The organism is Bacillus sp. UNCCL81 (assembly GCF_900112535.1).
GTDB lineage: Bacteria > Bacillota > Bacilli > Bacillales > Bacillaceae_G > Gottfriedia > Gottfriedia luciferensis_B.
This window is the reverse complement of sequence record NZ_FOMF01000002.1, coordinates 494,157-516,404: the sequence shown is the minus strand read 5'-3', so window position 1 is coordinate 516,404 and position 22,248 is coordinate 494,157. Positions and strand designations below refer to the sequence as shown.

The 22,248-nt window shown below is 30.9% G+C and carries 25 protein-coding genes; 6 read left to right on the top strand and 19 right to left on the bottom strand.

The features are described from left to right. Positions 1-10: 10 nt before the first annotated feature. The 8 genes from BM319_RS02685 to BM319_RS02650 all read right to left on the bottom strand — a co-directional run bounded on the left by BM319_RS02685 (position 11) and on the right by BM319_RS02650 (position 7,185). Positions 11-895, bottom strand: coding sequence for an FAD binding domain-containing protein (locus BM319_RS02685; protein ID WP_175495536.1), 885 nt, complete (start codon positions 893-895; stop codon positions 11-13). Beyond that, entirely contained in the window at positions 888-1,535 is a 648-nt protein-coding gene (locus tag BM319_RS02680) for an NTP transferase domain-containing protein (protein ID WP_091021235.1), read from the bottom strand. The genes BM319_RS02685 and BM319_RS02680 overlap by 8 nt, the downstream gene beginning before the upstream one ends. Beyond that, a complete protein-coding gene (locus tag BM319_RS02675; protein WP_091021234.1) occupies positions 1,525-2,568 on the bottom strand; it encodes an XdhC family protein in 1,044 nt (347 codons plus the stop codon). The genes BM319_RS02680 and BM319_RS02675 overlap by 11 nt, the downstream gene beginning before the upstream one ends. 216 nt (positions 2,569-2,784) lie before the next feature. Further along, the gene (locus BM319_RS02670) at positions 2,785-3,528 is read right to left on the bottom strand and encodes an SGNH/GDSL hydrolase family protein (protein WP_286143665.1); all 744 of its coding nucleotides are present in this window, start codon (positions 3,526-3,528) and stop codon (positions 2,785-2,787) included. Between the two features lie 810 nt (positions 3,529-4,338). Next, entirely contained in the window at positions 4,339-5,082 is a 744-nt protein-coding gene (locus tag BM319_RS02665) for a hypothetical protein (protein ID WP_091021233.1), read from the bottom strand. Positions 5,083-5,397: 315 nt separating this feature from the next. Beyond that, positions 5,398-5,919, bottom strand: a complete 522-nt coding sequence (locus BM319_RS02660) for a DUF4362 domain-containing protein (RefSeq protein ID WP_091021232.1) — start codon at positions 5,917-5,919, stop codon at positions 5,398-5,400. A gap of 82 nt (positions 5,920-6,001) precedes the next feature. Then, positions 6,002-6,181, bottom strand: a complete 180-nt coding sequence (locus BM319_RS02655; RefSeq protein WP_091021231.1) for a hypothetical protein — start codon at positions 6,179-6,181, stop codon at positions 6,002-6,004. A 389-nt stretch (positions 6,182-6,570) separates the two neighbouring features. Next, the gene (locus BM319_RS02650) at positions 6,571-7,185 is read right to left on the bottom strand and encodes a hypothetical protein (RefSeq protein WP_091021230.1); all 615 of its coding nucleotides are present in this window, start codon (positions 7,183-7,185) and stop codon (positions 6,571-6,573) included. Between the two features lie 255 nt (positions 7,186-7,440). Here BM319_RS02650 and BM319_RS02645 point away from each other — a divergent pair, with 255 nt between their 5' ends. The 4 genes from BM319_RS02645 to BM319_RS02630 all read left to right on the top strand — a co-directional run bounded on the left by BM319_RS02645 (position 7,441) and on the right by BM319_RS02630 (position 11,596). Then, entirely contained in the window at positions 7,441-7,596 is a 156-nt protein-coding gene (locus BM319_RS02645) for a XapX domain-containing protein (RefSeq protein ID WP_025671048.1), read from the top strand. Positions 7,597-7,696: 100 nt separating this feature from the next. After that, a complete protein-coding gene (locus tag BM319_RS02640; protein ID WP_091021229.1) occupies positions 7,697-8,875 on the top strand; it encodes a NupC/NupG family nucleoside CNT transporter in 1,179 nt (392 codons plus the stop codon). Positions 8,876-9,378: 503 nt separating this feature from the next. Further along, positions 9,379-10,749, top strand: a complete 1,371-nt coding sequence (locus BM319_RS02635) for a glycosyltransferase family 2 protein (RefSeq protein ID WP_091021228.1) — start codon at positions 9,379-9,381, stop codon at positions 10,747-10,749. Then, positions 10,742-11,596 (top strand): polysaccharide deacetylase family protein, encoded by an 855-nt coding sequence (locus BM319_RS02630; protein ID WP_069032188.1) that lies wholly within the window; start codon positions 10,742-10,744, stop codon positions 11,594-11,596. Before BM319_RS02635 ends, BM319_RS02630 begins: the two co-directional genes overlap by 8 nt. Positions 11,597-11,718: 122 nt before the next feature. On the opposite strand, the gene BM319_RS02625 is transcribed toward BM319_RS02630, so the two are convergent. The 10 genes from BM319_RS02625 to BM319_RS02580 form a co-directional block, all read right to left on the bottom strand. Continuing rightward, positions 11,719-12,582, bottom strand: coding sequence for a COG4705 family protein (locus tag BM319_RS02625; protein WP_069032187.1), 864 nt, complete (start codon positions 12,580-12,582; stop codon positions 11,719-11,721). A 206-nt stretch (positions 12,583-12,788) separates the two neighbouring features. Then, complete coding sequence (locus BM319_RS02620; RefSeq protein WP_091021227.1) at positions 12,789-13,289, bottom strand: GNAT family N-acetyltransferase; 501 nt, start codon at positions 13,287-13,289, stop codon at positions 12,789-12,791. 388 nt (positions 13,290-13,677) lie between these two features. Then, positions 13,678-14,049 carry a VOC family protein gene (locus tag BM319_RS02615; protein WP_091021226.1) on the bottom strand — a complete coding sequence of 124 codons (372 nt, stop codon included), beginning with the start codon at positions 14,047-14,049 and terminating at the stop codon, positions 13,678-13,680. A 199-nt stretch (positions 14,050-14,248) separates the two neighbouring features. Further along, positions 14,249-14,731 carry a heme-degrading domain-containing protein gene (locus tag BM319_RS02610; RefSeq protein ID WP_069032184.1) on the bottom strand — a complete coding sequence of 161 codons (483 nt, stop codon included), beginning with the start codon at positions 14,729-14,731 and terminating at the stop codon, positions 14,249-14,251. A gap of 12 nt (positions 14,732-14,743) precedes the next feature. After that, positions 14,744-15,784, bottom strand: a complete 1,041-nt coding sequence (locus BM319_RS02605) for an oxidoreductase (RefSeq protein WP_091021225.1) — start codon at positions 15,782-15,784, stop codon at positions 14,744-14,746. Further along, entirely contained in the window at positions 15,771-16,559 is a 789-nt protein-coding gene (locus BM319_RS02600) for a DeoR/GlpR family DNA-binding transcription regulator (RefSeq protein WP_091021224.1), read from the bottom strand. The genes BM319_RS02605 and BM319_RS02600 overlap by 14 nt, the downstream gene beginning before the upstream one ends. A 186-nt stretch (positions 16,560-16,745) precedes the next feature. Beyond that, complete coding sequence (locus BM319_RS02595) at positions 16,746-17,156, bottom strand: hypothetical protein (protein ID WP_069032181.1); 411 nt, start codon at positions 17,154-17,156, stop codon at positions 16,746-16,748. Between the two features lie 181 nt (positions 17,157-17,337). After that, positions 17,338-17,547, bottom strand: a complete 210-nt coding sequence (locus tag BM319_RS02590; RefSeq protein ID WP_091021223.1) for a hypothetical protein — start codon at positions 17,545-17,547, stop codon at positions 17,338-17,340. 639 nt (positions 17,548-18,186) lie between these two features. Beyond that, positions 18,187-19,305, bottom strand: coding sequence for an RtcB family protein (locus BM319_RS02585; protein ID WP_091021222.1), 1,119 nt, complete (start codon positions 19,303-19,305; stop codon positions 18,187-18,189). Between the two features lie 249 nt (positions 19,306-19,554). Continuing rightward, the gene (locus BM319_RS02580) at positions 19,555-20,109 is read right to left on the bottom strand and encodes a histidine phosphatase family protein (protein WP_091021221.1); all 555 of its coding nucleotides are present in this window, start codon (positions 20,107-20,109) and stop codon (positions 19,555-19,557) included. A gap of 202 nt (positions 20,110-20,311) precedes the next feature. Here BM319_RS02580 and BM319_RS02575 point away from each other — a divergent pair, with 202 nt between their 5' ends. After that, complete coding sequence (locus BM319_RS02575; RefSeq protein WP_091021220.1) at positions 20,312-20,878, top strand: hypothetical protein; 567 nt, start codon at positions 20,312-20,314, stop codon at positions 20,876-20,878. A gap of 123 nt (positions 20,879-21,001) precedes the next feature. Here the strand turns inward: BM319_RS02575 and BM319_RS02570 are convergent, their stop codons facing one another. Continuing rightward, positions 21,002-21,700 (bottom strand): Dph6-related ATP pyrophosphatase, encoded by a 699-nt coding sequence (locus BM319_RS02570; RefSeq protein ID WP_175403432.1) that lies wholly within the window; start codon positions 21,698-21,700, stop codon positions 21,002-21,004. Between the two features lie 255 nt (positions 21,701-21,955). Here BM319_RS02570 and BM319_RS02565 point away from each other — a divergent pair, with 255 nt between their 5' ends. Beyond that, a complete protein-coding gene (locus BM319_RS02565; protein ID WP_069032177.1) occupies positions 21,956-22,192 on the top strand; it encodes a hypothetical protein in 237 nt (78 codons plus the stop codon). The last annotated feature ends 56 nt before the right edge of the window (positions 22,193-22,248 follow it).

The window sequence follows — 22,248 nt, the reverse complement described above, 5'->3', positions numbered from 1 at the left end:
CAATCACCTCTCATTTACTACTTAGTTTAGCAATCTCGGAAACTATAATATTAATTGTAATGTCCTGTTTATAGTTCGAAGATGAAAAATGATCAGAAGGAGGATTGAATTCCTTTTTGATTGACTGAGCTATTTCATTGAATTGAAATGGTGGAAGGAGTAACTCTTTAATAAGCTCTTCTGTACGATTTAACCTTTGGGGCAAAAAAGAGCTACCACTAACTGCTAAGTGAACTTTTTCGATTACCTTTTTTTTGCCGGTTTTGAAATAACCGCAGATACTCACTATACTTTGACAAAAATTCTCTCTTAATCCTATTTTTTTATAGAAATAATTTTCACTAGTTTTCTTTTTTTGAACAGGAATAGTAATACTCACGAGGATAGAATTTAATAAAAAGTTCTTTTCTTTTATACATTCTGTTAATTTTTTTACTTTAATTTTGTCTCCATCATACAATAACAGACTTGCATCCAATACTAATAATGCCGGAATGACATCACCATATCCATTTGCAACATTCCCCCCGATTGTTGCTCTGTTACGAATGGCTGGAGATGCAATATTGCGAACAGCTTCCACTAAGATTGGGACATTTTCAAGGAAGATTGGATTATTCCTACAACAATCTAAAGTTGTTAAAGCTCCAATTTGGATAAAAGATTGCCCATATTTTGTCACTAATTCAATTTCCTTCAATTCTTTAATGTTTTCTATACTTATTATATTTTCCGGACACTGAATTCCCTTTTCCCATTCAGTTTGTAAAAGAGTTCCTCCCGCAATAAGGCATGAATTATAATAATATTGCCGCTTTAATTTGTATGTTTTCTCAAGTGTATCTGGAAACCAAACGGCTTGCTTATTAAGGGTCTCATCTCCTTTTCTAATCACAAATAAAATCAACTCCTTTCGCTACATCATACGCCTCTTTTGTATCGATATCGAAAAAATCCCACTTATTCTCAAATTCAACTAAAAAATCTTCTAGATTAGTATGATTCTGAATAATTGCTCTTGCTCCTTCATCTCCATTTAACATGAATAACTCAGGTATCGTATTTAGCGATAGGATAATAGGGGGTCTAGGAACGCCTTGGAAGCTTGCTGCTAAAAAAGGAATTGTTGAATTCTCACTAACACGATTTAAATAAATTTGATGTAATTCATTAATCGTTTGGATTGATAAAAAAGGTTGGTCTGCTAGGAGGATCATGATCCCTAAAGGCTTTGATTCTAGGGTTTGAGTTACACCACATTTTAGAGAATATGATTGTCCCTTGTTAGCACTTGCGCATGGAACATGTGTCCATAAATCTTTATAAGGTTCTTGAAAAAGATCTTTGCTAATCCAATTTAGTGAATCATCTTCTTTTGTTACGACAAAAACATGGTCAATATTAGAATTGATAAATGTACGTAAACCGATACTTCCAATTGTAGAATTACCTAATGGAAGTGACATTTTATTCTGTCCCATTCTTTTACTACTACCTGCAGCAAGTAAAATTGCAACGATTCTACTATTCTTCATACTTAGATATCTTCTTTATTCTTTGTCGTTGAATTAATTCACCAACAATACTGATTGCAATCTCTTCTGGGCCTTCAGCACCAATTTGCAGGCCAGCTGGACTGTTTATTTCTGTATCTACTTTTTTACCTTCCAAAAGTCGTTGTATTCGTTTTTTTCCACCTAGAACTCCTAAATACTTAAGATGAATATTTAAAATATGATTTACTATTTCCTTGTCTTTTTGGAATTGATGGGTAATGATTATAGCAGAATCAGAAGCAGTCAATTGAAGTCTTGGTATGATTTCGCTCGGAAAGCCCACAAGAATTTGATCTGCGTCTGGAAAGTATTCTTTAGAGCAAAGATCTGCACGCCAATCGGTTATCGTTACAAAGAATCCTGCTAAAGATGCAAGTTTTACTAAAGGAATCGCATCTTTACCTGCTCCGAACACGAATAATCGAGGCTTTGGATAAAAAGTATGTAGATACGTATTAGTTTTAAGCGGTTTAATCATTCGTAACCCACTTTTTTGATTAGTATAATGTAATTCATTAAGAGCACTTTTAACCTGATCTAATTTTCTTTCATTACAATTTCCAAAAAAGGTCTGTTCATCCACGAGGAATAAAGTTTCAACTTCATTACGATCATCAAATAAAATTTTCATCATCGATACACTCATACCATTTAATAAGAATCTTTTTAATTTAGTTAGTAAATTAAACATACTTTCATCAATTGGCTCTAAAAGCACAGTAATAATTCCGTTACACCCTGCTCCATTTCCCCATGTTAAATCATCCTCTGCACTCATGTCATAGGTAACAGTTTGAGGTGTTTTTCTTACTCTTGTTTCTTGAACTCGATATGACAAATCTGCTTCAAGGCAACCGGTACTTAGTAAGCCAACCTCTTTCCCATTTCCCTTAAATAACATAGAAGCTCCTTCTTTCCGGTATGCTGAGCCTTCTACATGAATAATAGTCGCTAATACATCACCCTCTTTAGCTGATGTAATTTCATTTAGTATCTCATGGATACTTTCCATTAGATCACTCCTAAATATAAAATCACTGATTCATAATCCAAACGGCATTTTTTTAGTAAATATTAATATATAGTTCTATGATGAATGTGTTATGTCTCCATACAAAATTAATTAACATAAATAATAACTACAATAAAAAAAGATTAACCATAATCAATGGTTAATCGATAAATTTAAGTAAGTTAAATTGAAAAATATAAACTTAATACAAAATTTTTATTTTTTTATACCTAGCGCGTTCTTTCCAATATTAGCTAGTACAGTTTGTCCATCTTTAGTTGGATGTATATCTCCCTGTCTAACATACGTTGCTTGTTTTTCATCAAACGCAGAAAAAGCATCAGCTATTTTTACATTTTTGTATTTATCTGCAATGCTAGCAATTTTAGGATTAATGATGAAAGATAATATTTGATTTGAAAGTTTATGCATCGGTTGATTATTTACTTGAAATGGATTATAAAAATTGTACAAAACAATCGTAGCATCACTAAGTTCACGAATTTCCTTAATTATTTCATTTAAATTTCCTGTTAATTTTGGCATCATTGAAGCAATTTTAACTGGAAGTTGTTCTAAATGATTACTTTTTTTCAAAGTATGTAACAAATCATTATTTCCTATATCCAAAGTAATATAGTCTGCATGTCTTATTGATTGTCTGAAGTTGATATCATATTTTATTGCTTGTAAAAGATTAGCTGTCGTCCAACCTGGAACGCCTAAATCACGAACTTCAAGGTTTGCGTTTTCACCAATTAGAAATGGGAACGCATAGTTTGATGGTATATTATTATTAGTGCCTAGATTGAAACCAAATGTTATGGAATCTCCAAGACCAACTAGATCAATCTTTTCATAAGTATTAACTTTATCTTCTTTTGCAAGTGCTGTATTTGAAAACAAAGAACCTGCTAATGCAAAAGTAAGAAATGTTATTACAATTTTTTTTCTTTTCAACAAATACGCCCCCTTAAATAAGTGTATTAAGATACTAAACTTCTTTTTATGATTAGTAAAAAGTAGTAATACAAGACTTAAATTACCAATTTTCAGGATTATACTCTAAATATATAGGTATTGTGTTTTATTAAATTATTTGTCTAAAAGAACAAAAACATGTAACCATTTAGCATAGATTTGATAATAAAAGATGAAATTTGAGAAATAAAAAAACTAACTGTATTTATTAGCTTCTTTCACGCTGTTGGATAATAACTTTGTCAATTAATTACCAAATTTTCGTAAAGGAGAAGGGTGTTGTTGATTTCCACTACAGGATGCTCGCTTTCCATGGGGCGAGACCTGAGCCTCCTCGGCGAGCCTGCGGGGTCTCAGGCTTCCCGCATATCCCATAGGAGTCGAGCACCCCTCCGTTCCAATCAACTCATTCATCAAAAAAAGTATACAAAAAAACTTAATCAAATAGCCTTTACTTTTAGTAACTTAAAAGCTTATTAATCAGTTTGTAGGTAAATTAAGATCGAAATTAATTTAAACTAATCAATTGTATTTGTTTTTCTATAAAATTAACTCATAAATTTTTAACCTATGAAAAAACATTACTAGAAATGGTGGAAAAACAGTTTAACATTTAAAACTATAAATAGATTATCCAAAAATGATAATTTCATCTTTAAATAAATGTTCATTTAAAGTTCGTTTTCCCAACTGACAATTTTATATTACAACACTCTTAAAAAGCTAACTGAACTAGTTAGCTTTTTTCAATTCGCAAGTAAATTTGAAACTTCTATTCTTGATCTAAATTTAAATCTCAACAACTTTTGAAGGGTTATTTAGTTTATATTTAACTTCTTTGTTTAGTTTCTTATCAACTACTTTCCCATCAAATTGATAAGATTTACCTACTTCTAATTCAGCTGTTTTTAAAGTTTTGCTTAATGAACACCAAGCATTTCCAATTACTAAATCCTGGTCTCCTTTGACGGCCACGTTTTCCCAAATTACAATCTCTTCTTCACTATCATTAAAATGATTATATTTTGTACTAAATTCTTTAATCGTGCCGTTAAAATGTGATTTATCAGTTGGTAGTGTAATTGAAACTTCCTCTTTCTTTTCAACTTTTTTCTTTGTAGTTGCTTTAGAAGTACTTTCTTTTGACTTTGTTACTGTATCTGATTCTGATTTCTTCTCTTCACTATTCTTCGTATCACTTTCACCAACTGTGTATACTTTCTTAAAGCTTGGAGATTGCATTTCTTTTAAATAAGCAGGATGAATACATGTTAAATTGCCATCTTCAAATTCAATAATTATTGTATGATACTCATCTGTAACCCCATAAGTTTCATAGCCAACAAGCTTTACATTTACTTGAAAGTCTTGACCTTTGAATAAAAAATCATGTTTTGGATTTTTATTAAATAAACCCCAAGATCGTCCTTTTTCTAAATAATCCTCATCAGACAAAAATCTTGTAAATTCTCCTTTTGGAGGTATGTATTTTATTAACTCAGTTTTCTTATTTTGAACTATATTTTCTGTCATTTTATTTACTCCTTTGGTGAATCATTTTTATTTCCAGATTTTCACAGTGGTTTTATTAGTTATATGTAAAAATTATAGTTTAGTTTGGAACTTTTTGTCCATCTTATCGTTAAAAGAAATAATTTAAGGAATATATTACGGTACGTGAAATTTTTGTGATTGAATTGCTGTTGATTCAGTTTTATTAATAATCTTGAATTTAAAGTAGTAAAATTCTTTTGTATATAAATTACGGTGAATGAAATTTCATTTACTATTATTAACTAAAACACAAAAAACGCCGATTTTTTAACCGACGTTTTTTTAAATTTAAAATTAAAATTCCACCTTATCAAAATGATAACAATTTGTTAAATATGAAGTATTTGAATTTACGACCAACTTTTGGCAATAGTCTTCTAATACTTTTGGTCCTGTAACAAATTTACTCATCGCAAATGTACCTTTTCGATATCGGTCTGTTCGATCCCTTGAACTATCAAATCGATAGTATATTAATTTTCCATTATATTGGTATTCGGTAATCACTGGATCACCCTTTGAAGTAAATTCAACAAATCGAATAAAGTCAGGCTTCTTATTTTTTACATTATTAATAAATTTTTGAATCCGTACATTATGGTTAGTTGTTCTTCCTATTATTAATATATCTCCATTTTTTAGCGCATCTTCTTTACTATACGATGCCGGGATTTTGTTAGTTACTTTTTCTCCGTAATTCTCAATTTCTTTTTTTAGCATTTCTTTTGTAAATACACTTGCCTCTGCCACCATATAATGATCGAAGGAAAAACCAAGAACTATTAAAAGCATAAACGATACGATTGATTTATACATTTTGCCCTCCAATAATACAATTAATATTATTGGTTAGTTTTTCCATTCGGTATTAACTTATGCAATTGACAAAAAATCCACCTTAGTAGAAAGGTGGATTTTTACGCTGATGAAAAACAACCTTGTCAATTAAAATACCAAATTTTCGTAAAAGGAGTAGAGTGATGTTGATTTCCACTACAGGATTCTCGCTTTCCATGGGGCGAGATTCTTTAGCCTCCTCGGCAAGCCTGTGGGGTCTCAGCCTTCCCGCTAATCCCATAGGAGTCGAGCACCCCTTTAGTTCCAATCAACTTATTCAATCAAAAAAAGTCTACAATAAACCATAATCAAATTGCCTTTACTTAGAGTAACCTAACTGTAGTATATTAATCTGCTTGTAGGTCAATTAATATCGAACATTAATCAAACTAATCAATATTTAAATTGTTTTTCTAAAAATTAGCTCATAATTTAACTTCTGAAAAAATCATCATTAGAGTTATTGGAATCATGAAAATGGTCAAACATATTAACATATTCCATTCTTAAAACATTCATCAATAATTTCATCATAAAATAACTGTTCATTTAATGTCCGATTTCTCTTTTGACCATTTTATATTTCAACACTCTGAAAATCCACCTTTACGTAGAAAGGTGGATTTTTATTTACGAAGAGTATGAGCTATATGAACTTGAATGTCTACGATGGTGGCGTCTGGACGATGAAGAATGTCTGTAATGATGCCTTGACGATGAGTGGTCATGACGTCTTTTATGTTTTCGGTTACGTCGATGGGAACTTCCAAATAAAGATTTAAAAATGCCTAGCTGGAGAGTTTCTTCTTCAAGAGAAAATCGTCCTACGTCTACAATTCGAACTTCGCCATCATTTGATAACATTAAATTATGATTATGTAAGTCGAATGCATTTAAACCTGCATTTTGAGCATCAAAGATCGCTTGATTAATTTCAGTTTCATATTGTTTACACAAATTTTTACTGTGTCCATCTAATTGATAAAAAGTTTCCCCAAATATTCGATCACTTACCATAAAATCATTCGTAAATGCATGGACTTTTGGATAGTATATACTCCGCTTTAGAAGGTGAAGTTTCATTCCGTCATCTCGACTTTTTCCATCTTCCTTAAATACTTTTATTACATAATTGTCTCTAGCATAAACATCACCATCTTTTCCACTTGCTAAGTATTCAAAATGATCTGCATGTTCACCAAATAAAGTAAAATCATGAATTTCTTTCAACAGCGACTGTTTCATTCATAAGCCCCTTTCAACTTGAAAACATTCTAAGTGATCAAGATTTAAAATTTTCTTTACAAATATATTCTTTAATAACATTCTTTTTACCTACCAACCATTGGATTTGAAAAAAAGTTTACTTTAGTGGAGTAATTTGTATTAGCTATGAATTTTGGGGATAATACCCTATTAACAGAGAAGATTGGCTATCGTCAGTTAGTTAAGTATCAATCGTAATACAAAAAAAGTGTTGAACAAAAGGAGTTTGTAAATATGCATGAAATAATTATGAGCTTAATCGCAGGTTTAATTGTTGGAGTTGTATTTACTCTCATTAAATTACCAATTCCGGCACCACCTGTATTTTCAGCAATATGTGGGATTATAGGTGTGTGGGGTGGCATGAAATTAGTTCAGCTATTTATATAAATAAACCTTACTTTATTTAATGATATTTTTATATTGATTGGAAACAATAAGATTGCAAATTAGAAATTATTCTACGATTTTGTAGTTTGGAGGAAAATAAATGTCATATATTTTCGCAATCATTGGCATTATCTTGATACTTATTATTTGTTGGCTAATGTCTAATGATAAAAAGAACATTAACTATAAAGCTGTTGCCATCATGTTAGTGGTTCAATTGATTTTAGCTTGGTTTATGCTAAAAACCTCAATTGGAAGAACAGTTTTACAAAAGATCGTCTCCTTCTTTAATAAAGTTTTATCTTTTGGTAATGAAGGTATTTCATTTGTATTCGGTGATTTATCGACAAAGGGTTATTTCTGGATTAATGTTTTAATGATGATCATATTCGTATCTTCATTATTATCAATTTTGACTTACACAAGAATACTACCATTAGCAATTAAGTATATCGGTGGTGCAGTTGCAAAAGTTACAGGATTACCAAAGATTGAGTCATTCGTTGCTGTAAATAGTATGGTATTCGGTGATACAACAGCAATTCTTTCTGTTAAAACTGAATTACATAAACTAACACCTAACCGATTATTTGTTGTCGTTACATCTTCGTTAGTTGCGGTATCTTGTTCGATCTTAGGTGCATATATGCAAATGATCCCCCCTGAATATGTACTAGTTGCACTACCAATCAATGTGTTCTCTGGTTTAATTCTTTCTTCAATGGCATGTCCTGTTACATCAGAACAAGATGAAGATATTAATGTCAAAGAAATGATTAAAGAAAAGTCATTATTTGAAGCCATCGGTAACGGTGCACTTGATGGTGGTAAAGTTGCCTTAATTGTAGGTGCAATGTTAATAACCTACATTGGTTTACTTGCAATGATTAATTTCGTATTCAATTCGATTATCGGAATGACATTTACTGAAATTTTAGGATATGTTTTTGCACCTGTTGCTTTTATCATGGGTATACCAACAGATGAATTAGTACGTTCCGGATCAATTATGGGTACAAAAGTCGCTGCAAATGAGTTTGTCGCAATGCTTGATTTCCAAAAAATCATTCCTAATTTATCAACAAAAACTGTTGCGATTGTGTCATCATTCTTAGTATCATTTGCTAACTTTTCATCCATTGGTATTATATATGGTGCAATTGCTGCAATTGATAAAAAACAATCAGAGCTTTTTGCAAAATTTGGATTAAAAGTATTATTAGTTGCTACGCTAGGTTCAGTTTTAACAGGAACAATTGTAGGATTATTTGTTAGATAATACTTATATTCATTTAAAATAACGTATAACAAAACAGCTGAATCGAATTTAGGTTTTCGGCTGTTTTGTTTATTATCTTAATTAATTTCTCGTATTGGTTTTAATTCTCTTTAATCCACTGATACATATAACCAATTTTCTAGATGATAGATGTTTTTCGTCATACACTACAAGGAAATACATTTTAAAAACGATGTCACCTTCATAATAATAATCCCCCATTTAGAGATTAGTGCAATTTTAAGCAATAACCCCCTTCTTTTTCTATCAATTCAAGTATCTTAATTTAATTCTAAACTTAATACGGTATGTGAAATTCCCTCTCATATATAAAACATTTTAATATTTGTATTGTTAGTATTCATTTTGAAATAAATTGTTCAAAAAATAACATATTAAATAAACCAAAATCTCGTTAAAATAATCAAAGTAGAAATCTAATTTTGTTATGTCTAATTGATTATTATCTTTCATAACAATACAAGTTTTAAGGAGATTTAATTATGCAATTTGTTACAATACTCACCCTTTTCTTATGTACCTTCTTCCCAATATTACATATGATTAATGCACTTCCAATCTTTTATAATCGTAAGAAACGAAAACAAAACATTGTACGATCTAATAAAAGCATTAGCATACTCATACCATGTTTTAACGAAGAAAGCATTATTGAAACAGCTATAAAAGGTATTAATAGATTAGATTACTCAGCAAAAGAAGTTATTTATATTAACGATGGATCACAAGATGAAACCATGAAAATTTTGCATAAACTTCTTCGTCTTTCACCAGAAGAGCGAAAAATATCAAATCAGTTAAAGAGTAATAAAATCAATAACTTTTATAAATCGACTATTTACCCTAATGTCTACGTAATTGACAAAGTAAATGGTGGAAAACATGACGCTTTAAACGCTGGAATCGAATATTCAAAAAATGAATTAGTCGTAACTTTAGATGCAGATAGTATTCTTGCAAACGACGCATTGCATGTTTTGAATGAAGTTTTCCAAGATCCAGATGTATTAGCAGCAGGAGGAATGGTGCACCCTCTTCAAGGTGTCCAATTTAATGAAAAAAATATCGAGCGTACTTTATCGGTTAATCATGTCATTCGATTTCAAATTTTTGAGTTCATAAAAGGATTCTATATTAATCGAGTTTCACTTGCGAAATTCGATGCACTATCCGTTATTTCCGGGGCATTCGGGGTTTTTAATAGAAAGATTTTATTTAAAGTTGGTGGATATAGAAAGACTTTAGGTGAAGATATCGACATTACATTAAAATTCCAACAATACATTTTAAAAAATCCTGGTAAGAGAATGGTTTTTGTACCCAATGCTGTATGCTATACAGAGTGTCCAGAAACGTGGAAGGATTTATTTAAACAGAGAATTCGTTGGCAAAAGGCATTTATTGATTGTGTCATTTATTATTTTCCGATGCTTATAAAGACCTTTTTATTTCGCACCGTTTCTTTCTTTATGCTAATCGATTCTTTTATATTAGGTACAGTTGCTATCTATTTTACGCTTTTTAATTTTGGTTATATGTTGTTTACAAATATAGGACATGCTCAAAATCTACTATTATTCTATCTGCTTGGAGTTGTATCTTTAAATTTTATTTATAGTCTATTTGCTATGTATTTGGCTAATTATTATGGCGTTAAATTTAAAGGCAAAGAAAAGATCAGATTGACGGTTACAATTATTTTAGACTTATTTGTCTATCGTTTTGTAACATTATTTTTTGTGCTATTTGGAACTATTTCCTATTTTATAAACCGTAATGATTGGAACAAAGTTTCACGATCCGGAAGGATTTATGAGTTAGAAAAGGATAAAGGAATGAAGAACGTTGGATAAAAAACTTGTTATCGTATATGCTGTTCTAATTTCATCATTTTTGATAGCATATCCGTTTATGAAAAGTAGCGCATCTTATTTGTCAGAGTCTAAACCACAAAATAATTTGGTGCAAACTACTAATTGTAAAAATTTGCAAAGTAAAGTTCAAACACCACAAGAAATACAAAAAAACAAAAATAAAGCTAACATTATTTTTACAATGGATGATGGATGGGAAACGCAATTTACGAAAGGTTTTAAAATCCTAAAGGATAATGATGTAAAAGGAAGTATTGCTGTCATTCCTTCGAAAATAGGTACTGAAGGATACATGTCATTAAGTCAATTAAATACTTTATATCGTTCTGGTTGGGATTTAATGAATCATACTAATACACATCGACATTTAGCAAGTTTAAAAAAACAAGAACAAAAAAGTGAATTAAACGATGCACGTAAATGGCTTGATCAACACTGTTTTACAAGAGCAAGTAATATCGCAGTTTATCCATATGGGTCTTTTAATCAAGATACCTTGAAAACTTTGCAGGAAGAACATTATCGAAGTGCTCGTACCATTAAGGATGGAATACAAACAAACAATATCAAAAAATATGAAGTCCGTACGATTAATTTACTTCCTAGTACCGACATTTCATGGGTTAAAGATCAAATTGATTTAGCAATTAAGACGAAACAATCAATTGTATTTACGAATCATAGATTTGAAAAAAAAGCTGACAAAGCTCAAATGAATTTTGATCCAGAAAAGTTTAAAACGATTGTTAATTATGTCGTAAGTAAAAAAGATGAACTAAACATTTTGACATATTCTGAATGGCTAGATTTAAAAGAGATTAAATAACATTATAAATATTAATTCAAGCTGCTTTGGCAGCTTTTTTCTTCTAAAATAATAATAAGGAGAGTGAGGGGTTCGTTATCTACTTACCTCTCACTCTCCTATTATCTAAACTTTAAAAGAAATTAACTTACTTGAATATCAGATTCATTCATTTTCGATGTGTTTAATTGTGTTTTATTTGTTACAAACTGGATGATTATACAAACTATAAGAACACCCAATAAAATTGCAGATGCGATTTGTGTTCCGTTCTCTAACCCTAATCCGCCTTTTTCTTGAGGTTTAATTAGGAAATCTCCGAATGTTGCTCCAAACGGTCTTGTCAACACGAACGCTATCCAAAATAAAAATACTCTATTTAAATTTGTAAACTTATATGCTAAAAGAATTAATAAAATTAAGCCACCTGTTAGCATAGCCCCCTCGGCTATAGTTAGTCCTAATCCTTGTTCTAGATAGTTACCACCACCTGCTAACGTACTTACTCCATCAGCTTTATGCGATAAAAAATCACCTGCTGCAGTCCCTAATGTATTAGATACAAGAATAGCAATCCAATATAAAACTTCAACTCGTTTTGTTTCAATTTTTTTCACATTTAAAGTTGGCTCTGTAAAATACCAAAAGATAAAAATGATAGCTAGCAAACTTATTAGTATGAGTGAGCCTTTCATATAACCTAACCCTAATGAGCGATCCATATAATCAGAAAATGCTGTTCCCGCAAGACTAGTTGATAGAATAACAGTCCAATAGACAGATGGTACATATCTCTTAACAAATAATTGAATGATTAAAAAGACAGCAAATACTCCCACGAAAAACAGAAATGGAGTTAAATAATTATCCTCTGTTCCAGGTACAGTAACTAAATCACTCCCTGTTTCTCCTAGTGTTGTCGCTGCAATCTTCATAATCCAAAACAAAAAGGTCAACTGTGGAATTTTACTAACTGACGACTTTAAAACTTTTTTTGCATTTGACATTAAAATATCATTCCCTTTCATATGTAATTTAAATACAATTTATAATCCCATACAATTATGAAAGGAAAATGAAAATGGTAATTTTTTGAAAAAAATTCACCTATTCTTTAAAATTTTTCAACTTAACTCTAACTTAAAATTATGAATAGATCTTTACTGTTTTTTCTAATAATCATTGAAATTCACTCCAGCAAAACCATTAGTCATTATAATATCTTAGCCATATAATATTCATCAAAGCTTTTACCATCTATTAGTAAGGAATTTATTTTTGTTCCTTCGATTTGATAACCCATCTTTTTATATAAACCAACTGCTGCTTCATTCTGTTTTACAACAGTTAATTCTAATCTGAATATACTATGATTAATAGCCCATTCTTCTATTGCTTGAAATAATTTTGTCCCAATTCCCTTACCTGAAAATTCCTTTAAAATTCCAATGACAAGATAGACGGAATGTTTTTTCCTTTTTGCAGTACTCCCAATTGCAAAAGCATAGCCGACTAACTTGCCAGAAGTTTCTTCCGCAACAAATATAGTTGAATTTGGGGATTTTTCAATAACTTCTAACTGTTTACGTTGTTTATCAGTTGTTATATTCCTTTCTCCTGGTCCATAAAGCATAAAATCTGCCTTGTTTTCAACTTCTGTTAATAATTTTGCAAAATTTTCCGCATCCACTAGTTTGATTTCTCTAATGTTCACTACTGACCCACCTTATGTATTGATTTTTCCTCAGAATTAAATTGGCAATCAAACAATTAAGAAAGTAAAGATTCTAATAAACTTTGATAGACGAATATCTTCGTTTGTTAAAGGATTCTCGTAATGGCTTGTTCGCACGAATAGCTTTTTAATATTCGATGTGATGGTATTGAATCCCTTTTTTTCAATGAACTTAAACTATATCAATTAGTGTTGATCATGACTCATTTAAAAAAGAAGCCGAAATTTCGGCTCCTTTGATGTTGGCTTTGTTAAATAGTATTATTGTTTTTCAGGCAAAAAATATGGAAACGTCTGATTTAGACGTTCCCCTTTCTTATTCAGTAAAACACTCGAAAATGAAATAAGCTAATTAATTTATATAATCTTACCAGTGTACTTGAAGTTTATTACCATTTGGGTCATAAAAGTGGAAAAAGGCATGACCGTTATCTTCTTTTATTTCCTCTACCTTAACTTGATGATCAATTAAGTGTTGATGAAATTTAGATAATTCTGGACTTGTAAAGCCAATGCTAAATGCTTGTTCATTATCAATTGTAAAATGTACAAATGTTTCATCTTCAGTAGGAACTAAGATAAGTAAGAAAGGTCCTTCATTTACTTTTAAAATCGCAAGTTCCTCATTATTGTTTACTAACTGCAGCCCTAATACATCTCTATACCACCTAGCAGACAGTTTTAAATCATTTACAGGAATTCTTATATAATGTACTTGTTCAATAAATGATTTACTCATAGCCTTTTCTCCTTTATTTAATCTGATCTATGAAATAATTCCCTTTCTATCTACCTTTTTCCTTGTGAAATTGAATTAACTTATCATTGATTTGGCAAATTATGTCCGATAATACCATTAAAACTAATTTGCCCTCAGTTAATTTTACAACCGTTAAAGTAAATCACTTAATACATTATTTTTTAACTAATCTTTAAAATTAAATCCTTTTATTCAGGAATTTAGCTAATGCCTCAACTATCAAATTATGATCATCCTCTTGAGCTAAGCCTGAAACCGTAATGACACCAATTACGCCAGATCCTTCAATTTTAATAGGAAATGCCCCTCCATGTGCAGCAAACTCAGACGGACTGGCCGAGTAAAATTCATTATATGATCTATTTTTCATCTCATTGTAAAGTCTCATATAATAAGAGCTGCAATGATGACGGAGAACAATATTAGCTTTTCGCTTGATCCATAAATCTTGATCTGGTGATGTATGATCCATTGCATAATGAAAAACGCTTTGACCATTTTTCAAAATATTTATAGCAACTGGTTTATCAAACTCTTTAGCTGCTTCAATCAGTAACAAACCAATTTCTAAAGCATTTTTGTTTGAAAAACTTTTAAAGATTAGATTCTCTTCTTGTTTTTTTACCACTTCAAGTTTTTGTTGAATAGTTATCTCTTCCATACGACCCCCAAATTAAAGATAGATTACTTTCTTTTCTTCGCTACTTTTAAGTGCTGCTTCAATTATTTTAATAACAAATAAGCCTTCTATACCTGTAACGGGAGCATCGCAACCATTTAAAATACTTTCAGCAATTTTCTTGTAATATGTTGTATACGAACCTGGTATTGTTTCAATCGTTTCTTCCATTTCTTTTTCGCCGTCAACAGTATAGAGCTTTCCATAGAAATGTGGTTCATCCGTTCCCCATTTTTGTTCAGTAGGCTTTTTACCTTCTTTTAGTGCAGTTTCTTGTCCATCTATACCATACTTTATAAAGCTACCCTTGTTTCCATGAACTTGAAAACGCGGTCCGTTACTTGGAATGATGGAACCAGAGTGCAATATAACACGTAGTTTGTCATAACCTAGGATGATATGGAAATAATCATCTGTTTCTGCATTTTCTCTTTGTGCAAATACATCCGCAAAGATGAATTGAGGTTGTCCAAAAAGGCTTAAAGCTTGATCAATTAAATGTGAACCTAAATCGTATAACATGCCAGAACCAGGACCTTGCTTTTCTCTCCATCGATTTCTTACTTCTGGTCTATATCTGTCAAAGTGAACTTGATATGTATTGATTTCTCCTAATACACCTTCATTTATTAACTTTTTAACTGTTAAAAAGTCGTTATCCCATCTTCTGTTATGGTAAACGCTAAGTAGTAAATTCTTTTCTTCAGCTATCTTAATTAGCTCTTCTGCTTCCCATGTTTCCACTACCATCGGTTTTTCTAATATTACATGTTTACCAGATTCTAAGCTTTGTTTTGCCATTTCATAATGCATTCCACTTGGCGTAGTAATGACAACTAAATCAATCAATTTATCTTTTAATACATCATCTAAACTACTTACTACATGAACATCTCCTAAATCTCTTTGGACATCTTCCTTTTTTGAACTAACAACTTTAGTTAATTCAAATTCATCTAGAACGCTAATAAATGGTGCATGGAACGTAGCTCCTGAAAAACCATATCCAACTAAACCAACCTTAATTTTTTTCATCCGAAACCCTCTCACTTTCCTCTTCTTCTAAACTAATTAAATGAATATTGAATTCGATTATTTTTCTTTTAAATTCTTCATCTGGATCTTTATCTGTAATAATGATGTCGATCCCCTTCATATCACATACCTTGTGCAGAAAAACTTTTTCGAACTTTGTATGATCTGCCAATAGAACTACTTGTTTTGCACAACTGATCATTTTTTTCTTTAAAAACGCTTCCTCTTCATCAGGTGAAGTTATTCCGTCTGTGCTAATTCCACAAGCACCAAGAAATAGCTGATCAACTTTGTAATCATTAAGTGTTTCAATTGTCCTAGGTCCAACTAAATTTCTATTTTTTCGATTAAATTTTCCTGGTAGCATAAAGGTTTGAATTTCTTCATACTCACCTAATAAATCAACTATATCAATTGAATTTGTAATCACATTGACTTGTTTATTCGACATAAATTTCGACATGAGTGCACAAGTTGAAGATGTATCCATCAATAAGTCACTAGTTTCCCGTATAAGTATTGCTGCTCTTTGCGCAATTTTTTCTTTGCCTTCCGTTGCAGTTCTTTCTTTATAATCGGTTAAATTTCGATTACTAGTTGGAAGTGTTGCTCCACCTTTAATTCGAATAATTTCCCCGCGTTCTTCTAGTTTGACAAGATCTCTCCTTGCTGTATCCTTTGAAACGCTAAGCATCGTACATATTTCTTCTAAAGTAATCTCACTATTTGAAGCCAAATACTTTATTATCAAAGTTAATCTTTGTTCTTGATACATCGTTTAGAGCCCCTTTATCTATTTCCTAAATATAATTCTAAAGCTATTATATATAATTAATCTAAGTATTTCTATAACAAAACTTAAAAAACTTAATTTAATTATGTTATTTAAGTTTTTAAGGAGTTATTTATAACATAAAATAAAAAAGACGGTATTTTAACTTAACCGTCTTTAAAAACTGTTTTATAAAAATTTAATTTGGTGGAATTGATGACTTTTTCCATTCCATTCAATTATAAATTCTTCTATCCCTAAAACTGCAGTCTCGGGTTTTGACACTTGATGATCAATCCATTTCTTAAGTTTAGGTAATACATCATTATGAAATTGGGATTTTGCCTTCTCTGGATAAATAGTTTGCGAGATTGGATAGAAATAAATTCGAATATCCTTGTCTCTATTACAAGTAACCGAAGCTACAACGGTACCGCTAATTTGTGGTGGTCTTGCACAACGATTATCAAATTCAAACTTTCTTGTTAGGCCAAATATAACACTGGCCTCTTCTTTACTAGGAAGATTCAACCTTATTTGTTTTCGATTTGCTGCATATGTTTCAATTTTATTGAGATTTCTAAAAAAAACGATCTTCAATTTTGCACCTCCTAATAATAGCCACAACAAATATAATTTCTACTTCATTTAATTTATGCCCCTACTAATAATCATATTGACCTACTTTGAAATAATCACAATAAAAAAAATCGACAAAAATGTCGATTACGTTCAAAGCTAGTAAACTATTTGAATTATGGTTGAATTAAGTAAGAAAAAATTATTTAATATAGTAAACTAGTCCTCCAATACTTATAAAAAAAATGCCAATAACGCCTGACCATATGGAGATTTGATCTTTATTTAAGTGCCCTAACTTAAATAAATCATCTTTCACAACTCTTTGTTGTTCTGGAGCTTGAAACGCACCTATGAGTATTCCAGAAATAAGTATAAAAATTGCACCAATAATCAAACAAATTTTCACCAAATTTATTCCACTCTCCTTTATGAATTATATTCAAAGGAAAAGTACCAAAACCCTTTAATTTTTCCACTTATCTAATCGAATCAACTACTAATCTCCAAAGAAAATTTCCAACCAACAACGACAAGCCAAGATACAGAACAAAAAAGAGAAGTACTACTAAAAACCTCTTAAACTTATTCAGCATAGTAATCCCCCATTATGTAAAAGATTAAGTGTCAAATAAGTAAATTTATATAATTTTATACTGATAATGGGGAGAAAGAACTTAATTGGCTAATATTTTCTTTTAAAAAAACCTCTCAAAATAGAGAAGTTCAGAGTATTAATGTTCGATCTTAATTGACCTACAAATTAATAAACAACTGATAGGATACGCTAAATAAAGGCTATTTGATTAGTTTTTATTGCAGACTTCTTTTTGATGAATAAGTTGATTGGAACGAAAGGGGTGCTCGACTCCTATGGGATAAGCGGGAAGGCTGAGACCCCGTAGGCTCGCCGAGGAGGCTAAAGAATCTCGCCCCATGGAAAGCGAGCATCCTGTAGTGGAAATCAACATCACTCTACTCCTTTATGAAAATTTGGTAAGTTAATTGACAAGGTTGTTTTTTTCAGCGTGAACCTCTCAAAATAGAGAGGTTATTTGTCAGCCTTAAGATTATATACCGGTTTCATAAAAAAATCGATCTCAATCTGTTCCGTAATATTTTCTAATATTAATTTAGGCTTTTTATATACCATTGGTGATTCATCGACTGTATGCTTGTTGACTGATGTAGTATAAACACCCTTCATTGCTTTTTGATAAACATCTAGGTCGACTTTATGGACTGCGTCTGTTCGGCTCATAATTCGGCCTGCCCCGTGTGGTGCTGAATAATTGTAGTCACTTGAACTTTTACCTTTCCCTACAACACAACCATACGCCATATTAAATGGGATAATTATTTCTTCACCTTCACGAGCTGAAATTGCACCTTTTCTTAGAATATTGTTTTGAAGGTCAATATAATTATGTACTGATTCAATTTTTTTAATCGAATCAAAATCGAGTTTAAAATATTTTTCAATGATGATTTTAGCAATCGTTTCTCTATTTAACGAAGCAAAATGTTGAGCAATTGATAAATCTCTTAAATATGCATCTTTGTCTTCTTGTTTGGATAAATATTCGAATCCTTTGTAACTTTCTCCGAATAATTGTTTCATATTTTCTTTAGCAACATTTATATGATGTTTTGCTATTTCAAATCCAAAATTTCTTGAACCTGTATGGATGACAAGCCAAAAATGATTATTCTCATCTTTATCTATTTCTATAAAGTGATTTCCAGAACCTAACGTTGCAATACTGTTCATTACATACATATAGTTCAGATTAAGTCTCTCAATCGCTTCAGCAATCTCTTCCGGCTCAAACACAGGTTCCTCATGGATATTTGAACCAATCGGGATCTGTTTTCGGATGAACTTATCAAGTTTTTCACTCTTTATAGATTTCATTCGCCCTAGATGGTATGCACTAACTCCACATCCAATATCTACACCGACGATTGAAGGGATAATAAAATCATTCAACGTCATCGTAAAACCTACCATGACACCTCCACTAGATATATGGCAGTCTGGCATGACAACAATGTTTGAATTCGCAAAGCATTCAGTATCCAAGATTGTTTTTAATCGTGTAATGACATTTGTATCAACATAATCAAGTAGTATTTTTCCATTATTGTGTTTTCCATTGAATTCTAACATGCGTGATCCTCACTTGTGTTTTTCTAAAACTGTTTTTCATAAAGTCCTATCCACTTAACAATAGAACAAACTTAGAAATATTATACCACCTCTAATTATACGATTCGTTAATTTCCTGAAAAATAAAGCATCATCTACTTCTTTCAACGTATTCTAATAATGCATTTTTTAGTAGAATATCAGTATAAAACTCTAACTCTCCTTTTTACATTTAATACCTCTAATCAAACTATTAGAAGTGTACGTACATTAATTCCATATTCTTTTCACTTCAACTAAAGATTCACCTTCAAAGGTTAATTTATAAATATTCGGCATAGCAAGTTCATTCCAAAAATTAAAATCATATTTTTGATCAAAATAATTCATAATTAGCACCATCAAATTTCCATGTGTACCAATAACAATGTTTTTACCCGAATAATTTTTTAATAGATTGTTTATTGTTTCCAATCCTCTTTTTTGAGCCGTATAATTTGACTCTCCACCATTCAACGAACGCTTAAAGTCCATCCAAACTTCTCTTATTACTTTTTCAAAATCCAGGACAGGCTCTAGTGATAGGAGTCGCTCTTTAAAATTTTCTTCTATTATAATGTCTAAATTTAATGACATGGCTATCTCTTCAACTGTTTGAATTGCACGTTTATATGGACTTGAAATAACGTAGTCAATCTTTTCATTTAATAGTAGTTTAGTAACTATATTTGCATCAGTAAAACCTCTTTTAGATAATGGTCGGCCCATTTCATCAGGAGTATAAGTTGAATGAGCATGTCTTACTAAGTATAAGTTCGTTATCATTTGGCATCACTCCCTTTTCAACATTTTTTACCTATCTTTGAAATTCGACATTTTTTTAGCATTTCCTTGTACTGTCTTCGGTCATTAATAATACTTCAAATACAATGGTATTATCTATGGCTTCAAACATTTTTAAAAGTATAGTTTTGAGTAATTCAACTTAAACTAAAGTAAAAAATTACACAAGGTCCGGTGTGAATAAATGAATAAAATATGTATTACTACCATTTTGAGCACATTCATTTTTTTTAGTTCTTCGCATTTAGCGCTAGCAGAAAAGTTAAATGAAGTTTCTGCAACACTTACAGTCCAAGTAAGCCCAGCAGCAGACCCCTCAGGAGAATCTGGTCAACCGATTAAAGGCGCTAGGATTATTGTAATCAATTCATTAGGTAAAGTTTTAGGTACTGAATTAACTGATTCAAAAGGAATTGCAAAAATAAATGTAACAGTGATGAAGGATCCTCGTTTTACGAAGAAGCAAATGGGAGAGGTTACTGTTATCGCTGTAGCTAACGGATATAATGAACAGATTGACTTTAGTGTGCCAATCAATGAATTCAATGATCATATGGCTAAAGATTCGGTATCACTGATGATTGTGGATCCAAAAAGGAGAAATGAACCACAATTTACTAATGGTTCATATCATCGGTTAACCGTATTTGAAATGTTAGATGATTATGCAAAGCAAATCGGCTTATCGAAACAAAATATTACAATGGATGCAGGAGCAGAGCCGCCTTGGGGACCTAATTTGAAAAAATAGTAAAGACAAATATACTTAAGTTTATCAACTTGCTATTTAAACCTTTCAAATATAAAAAATAGACTGTTTCAATTTAACAGTCTATTTTTTTATAATTTCCATTCAATTACTTAAAACGAAACTTCATACTAGAACTAAATCTGTATAACAAAATCTTGTTTCTCCTGAATAAACATCAGCAGTTAGCTTCTTTTCTCCAATGTTAAAATGAATAGGATTATTAAAAATAGGTCCATCAAATACAAATGAATGGTATTCTCCATTTTCACCACAAGGATCAACTTCTTTTGGAAGATCGTTGATTAAATGATAATCTATTTCTTTACCAGAAAATTCTTCTGATAATCTCGTTAAATCAACACATGTAATAATCGTTTTATAACCTAAAGAAATAAAGCGTTCGATCACATTTGTCGTAGCTTCACCCCATAAAGGAAAAATTGGCTTAATTCCTATTGGTTTAAGCATATCCTCTCGATACTTTCGTACGTCTTCAAGAAATAAATCACCAAATGCAATATATTCAATCCCTTGTTCCTTTAGCTCTAAATTAACCTTAGTCATTATTTCTTGATATTTTTGATTAGAACAATTTTCTGGAATCCAAATTTTCTTTAATGGAAGACCGATTGAATCTGCTTGTGCCTCCAATAATTCAACCCTCACTCCATGAATGCTCGTCCGATTAAATCCTTCGGTTACTGATGCGATTAGTACGACTACTTCAAATTCATCAGAATGCAAAAGATCATGCAATGCCAAAGTTGAATCTTTACCGCTAAAAGATACTGCTACTTTTTTCTTATTAATTGCGATTACCACCCTTATATTAAACTTTTAGGTTCCATCATCTTCCATAAAAAATTATAGCATTTTTTCAATTAATTAATATTCATTTAAATAACATAAAGCCGGTAATATGTCTCATTTTCAAAAATAGATAATAAATTTTTATAAAAAGGCTAATAAATAACGAAGAATGATTCACCGAAAAATAAAATTGACATACAACCATAAGGTGTTATAATTTAAATAACACCTTATGGTTGTATAAATTATTTATAGGAGGCAACAAGAATGGACAAGCAAGGTCAAGAAATGTTTTTAAATTTCATTTTACAAAGAGTTCAAGAGGGTAAGGAAGATGAAGCAAGGGAAATTCTTTTAGAAAACTTCAGAAAACAAGATGAAGGTACTTTTTCATTAGAAGAAGTTCAACAATTTGTTCCTAAGATGATTACTTTATTAAAGCCTGATAAACTTGAAGAAGTTAAAGCAGTTGTAATGCAATTCGCTGGAAACTTTGGTAAATAAAAAGAAAAAACTCTGTCAATCAGAGTTTTTTCTTTTATTTCACTATTTATTTAAAC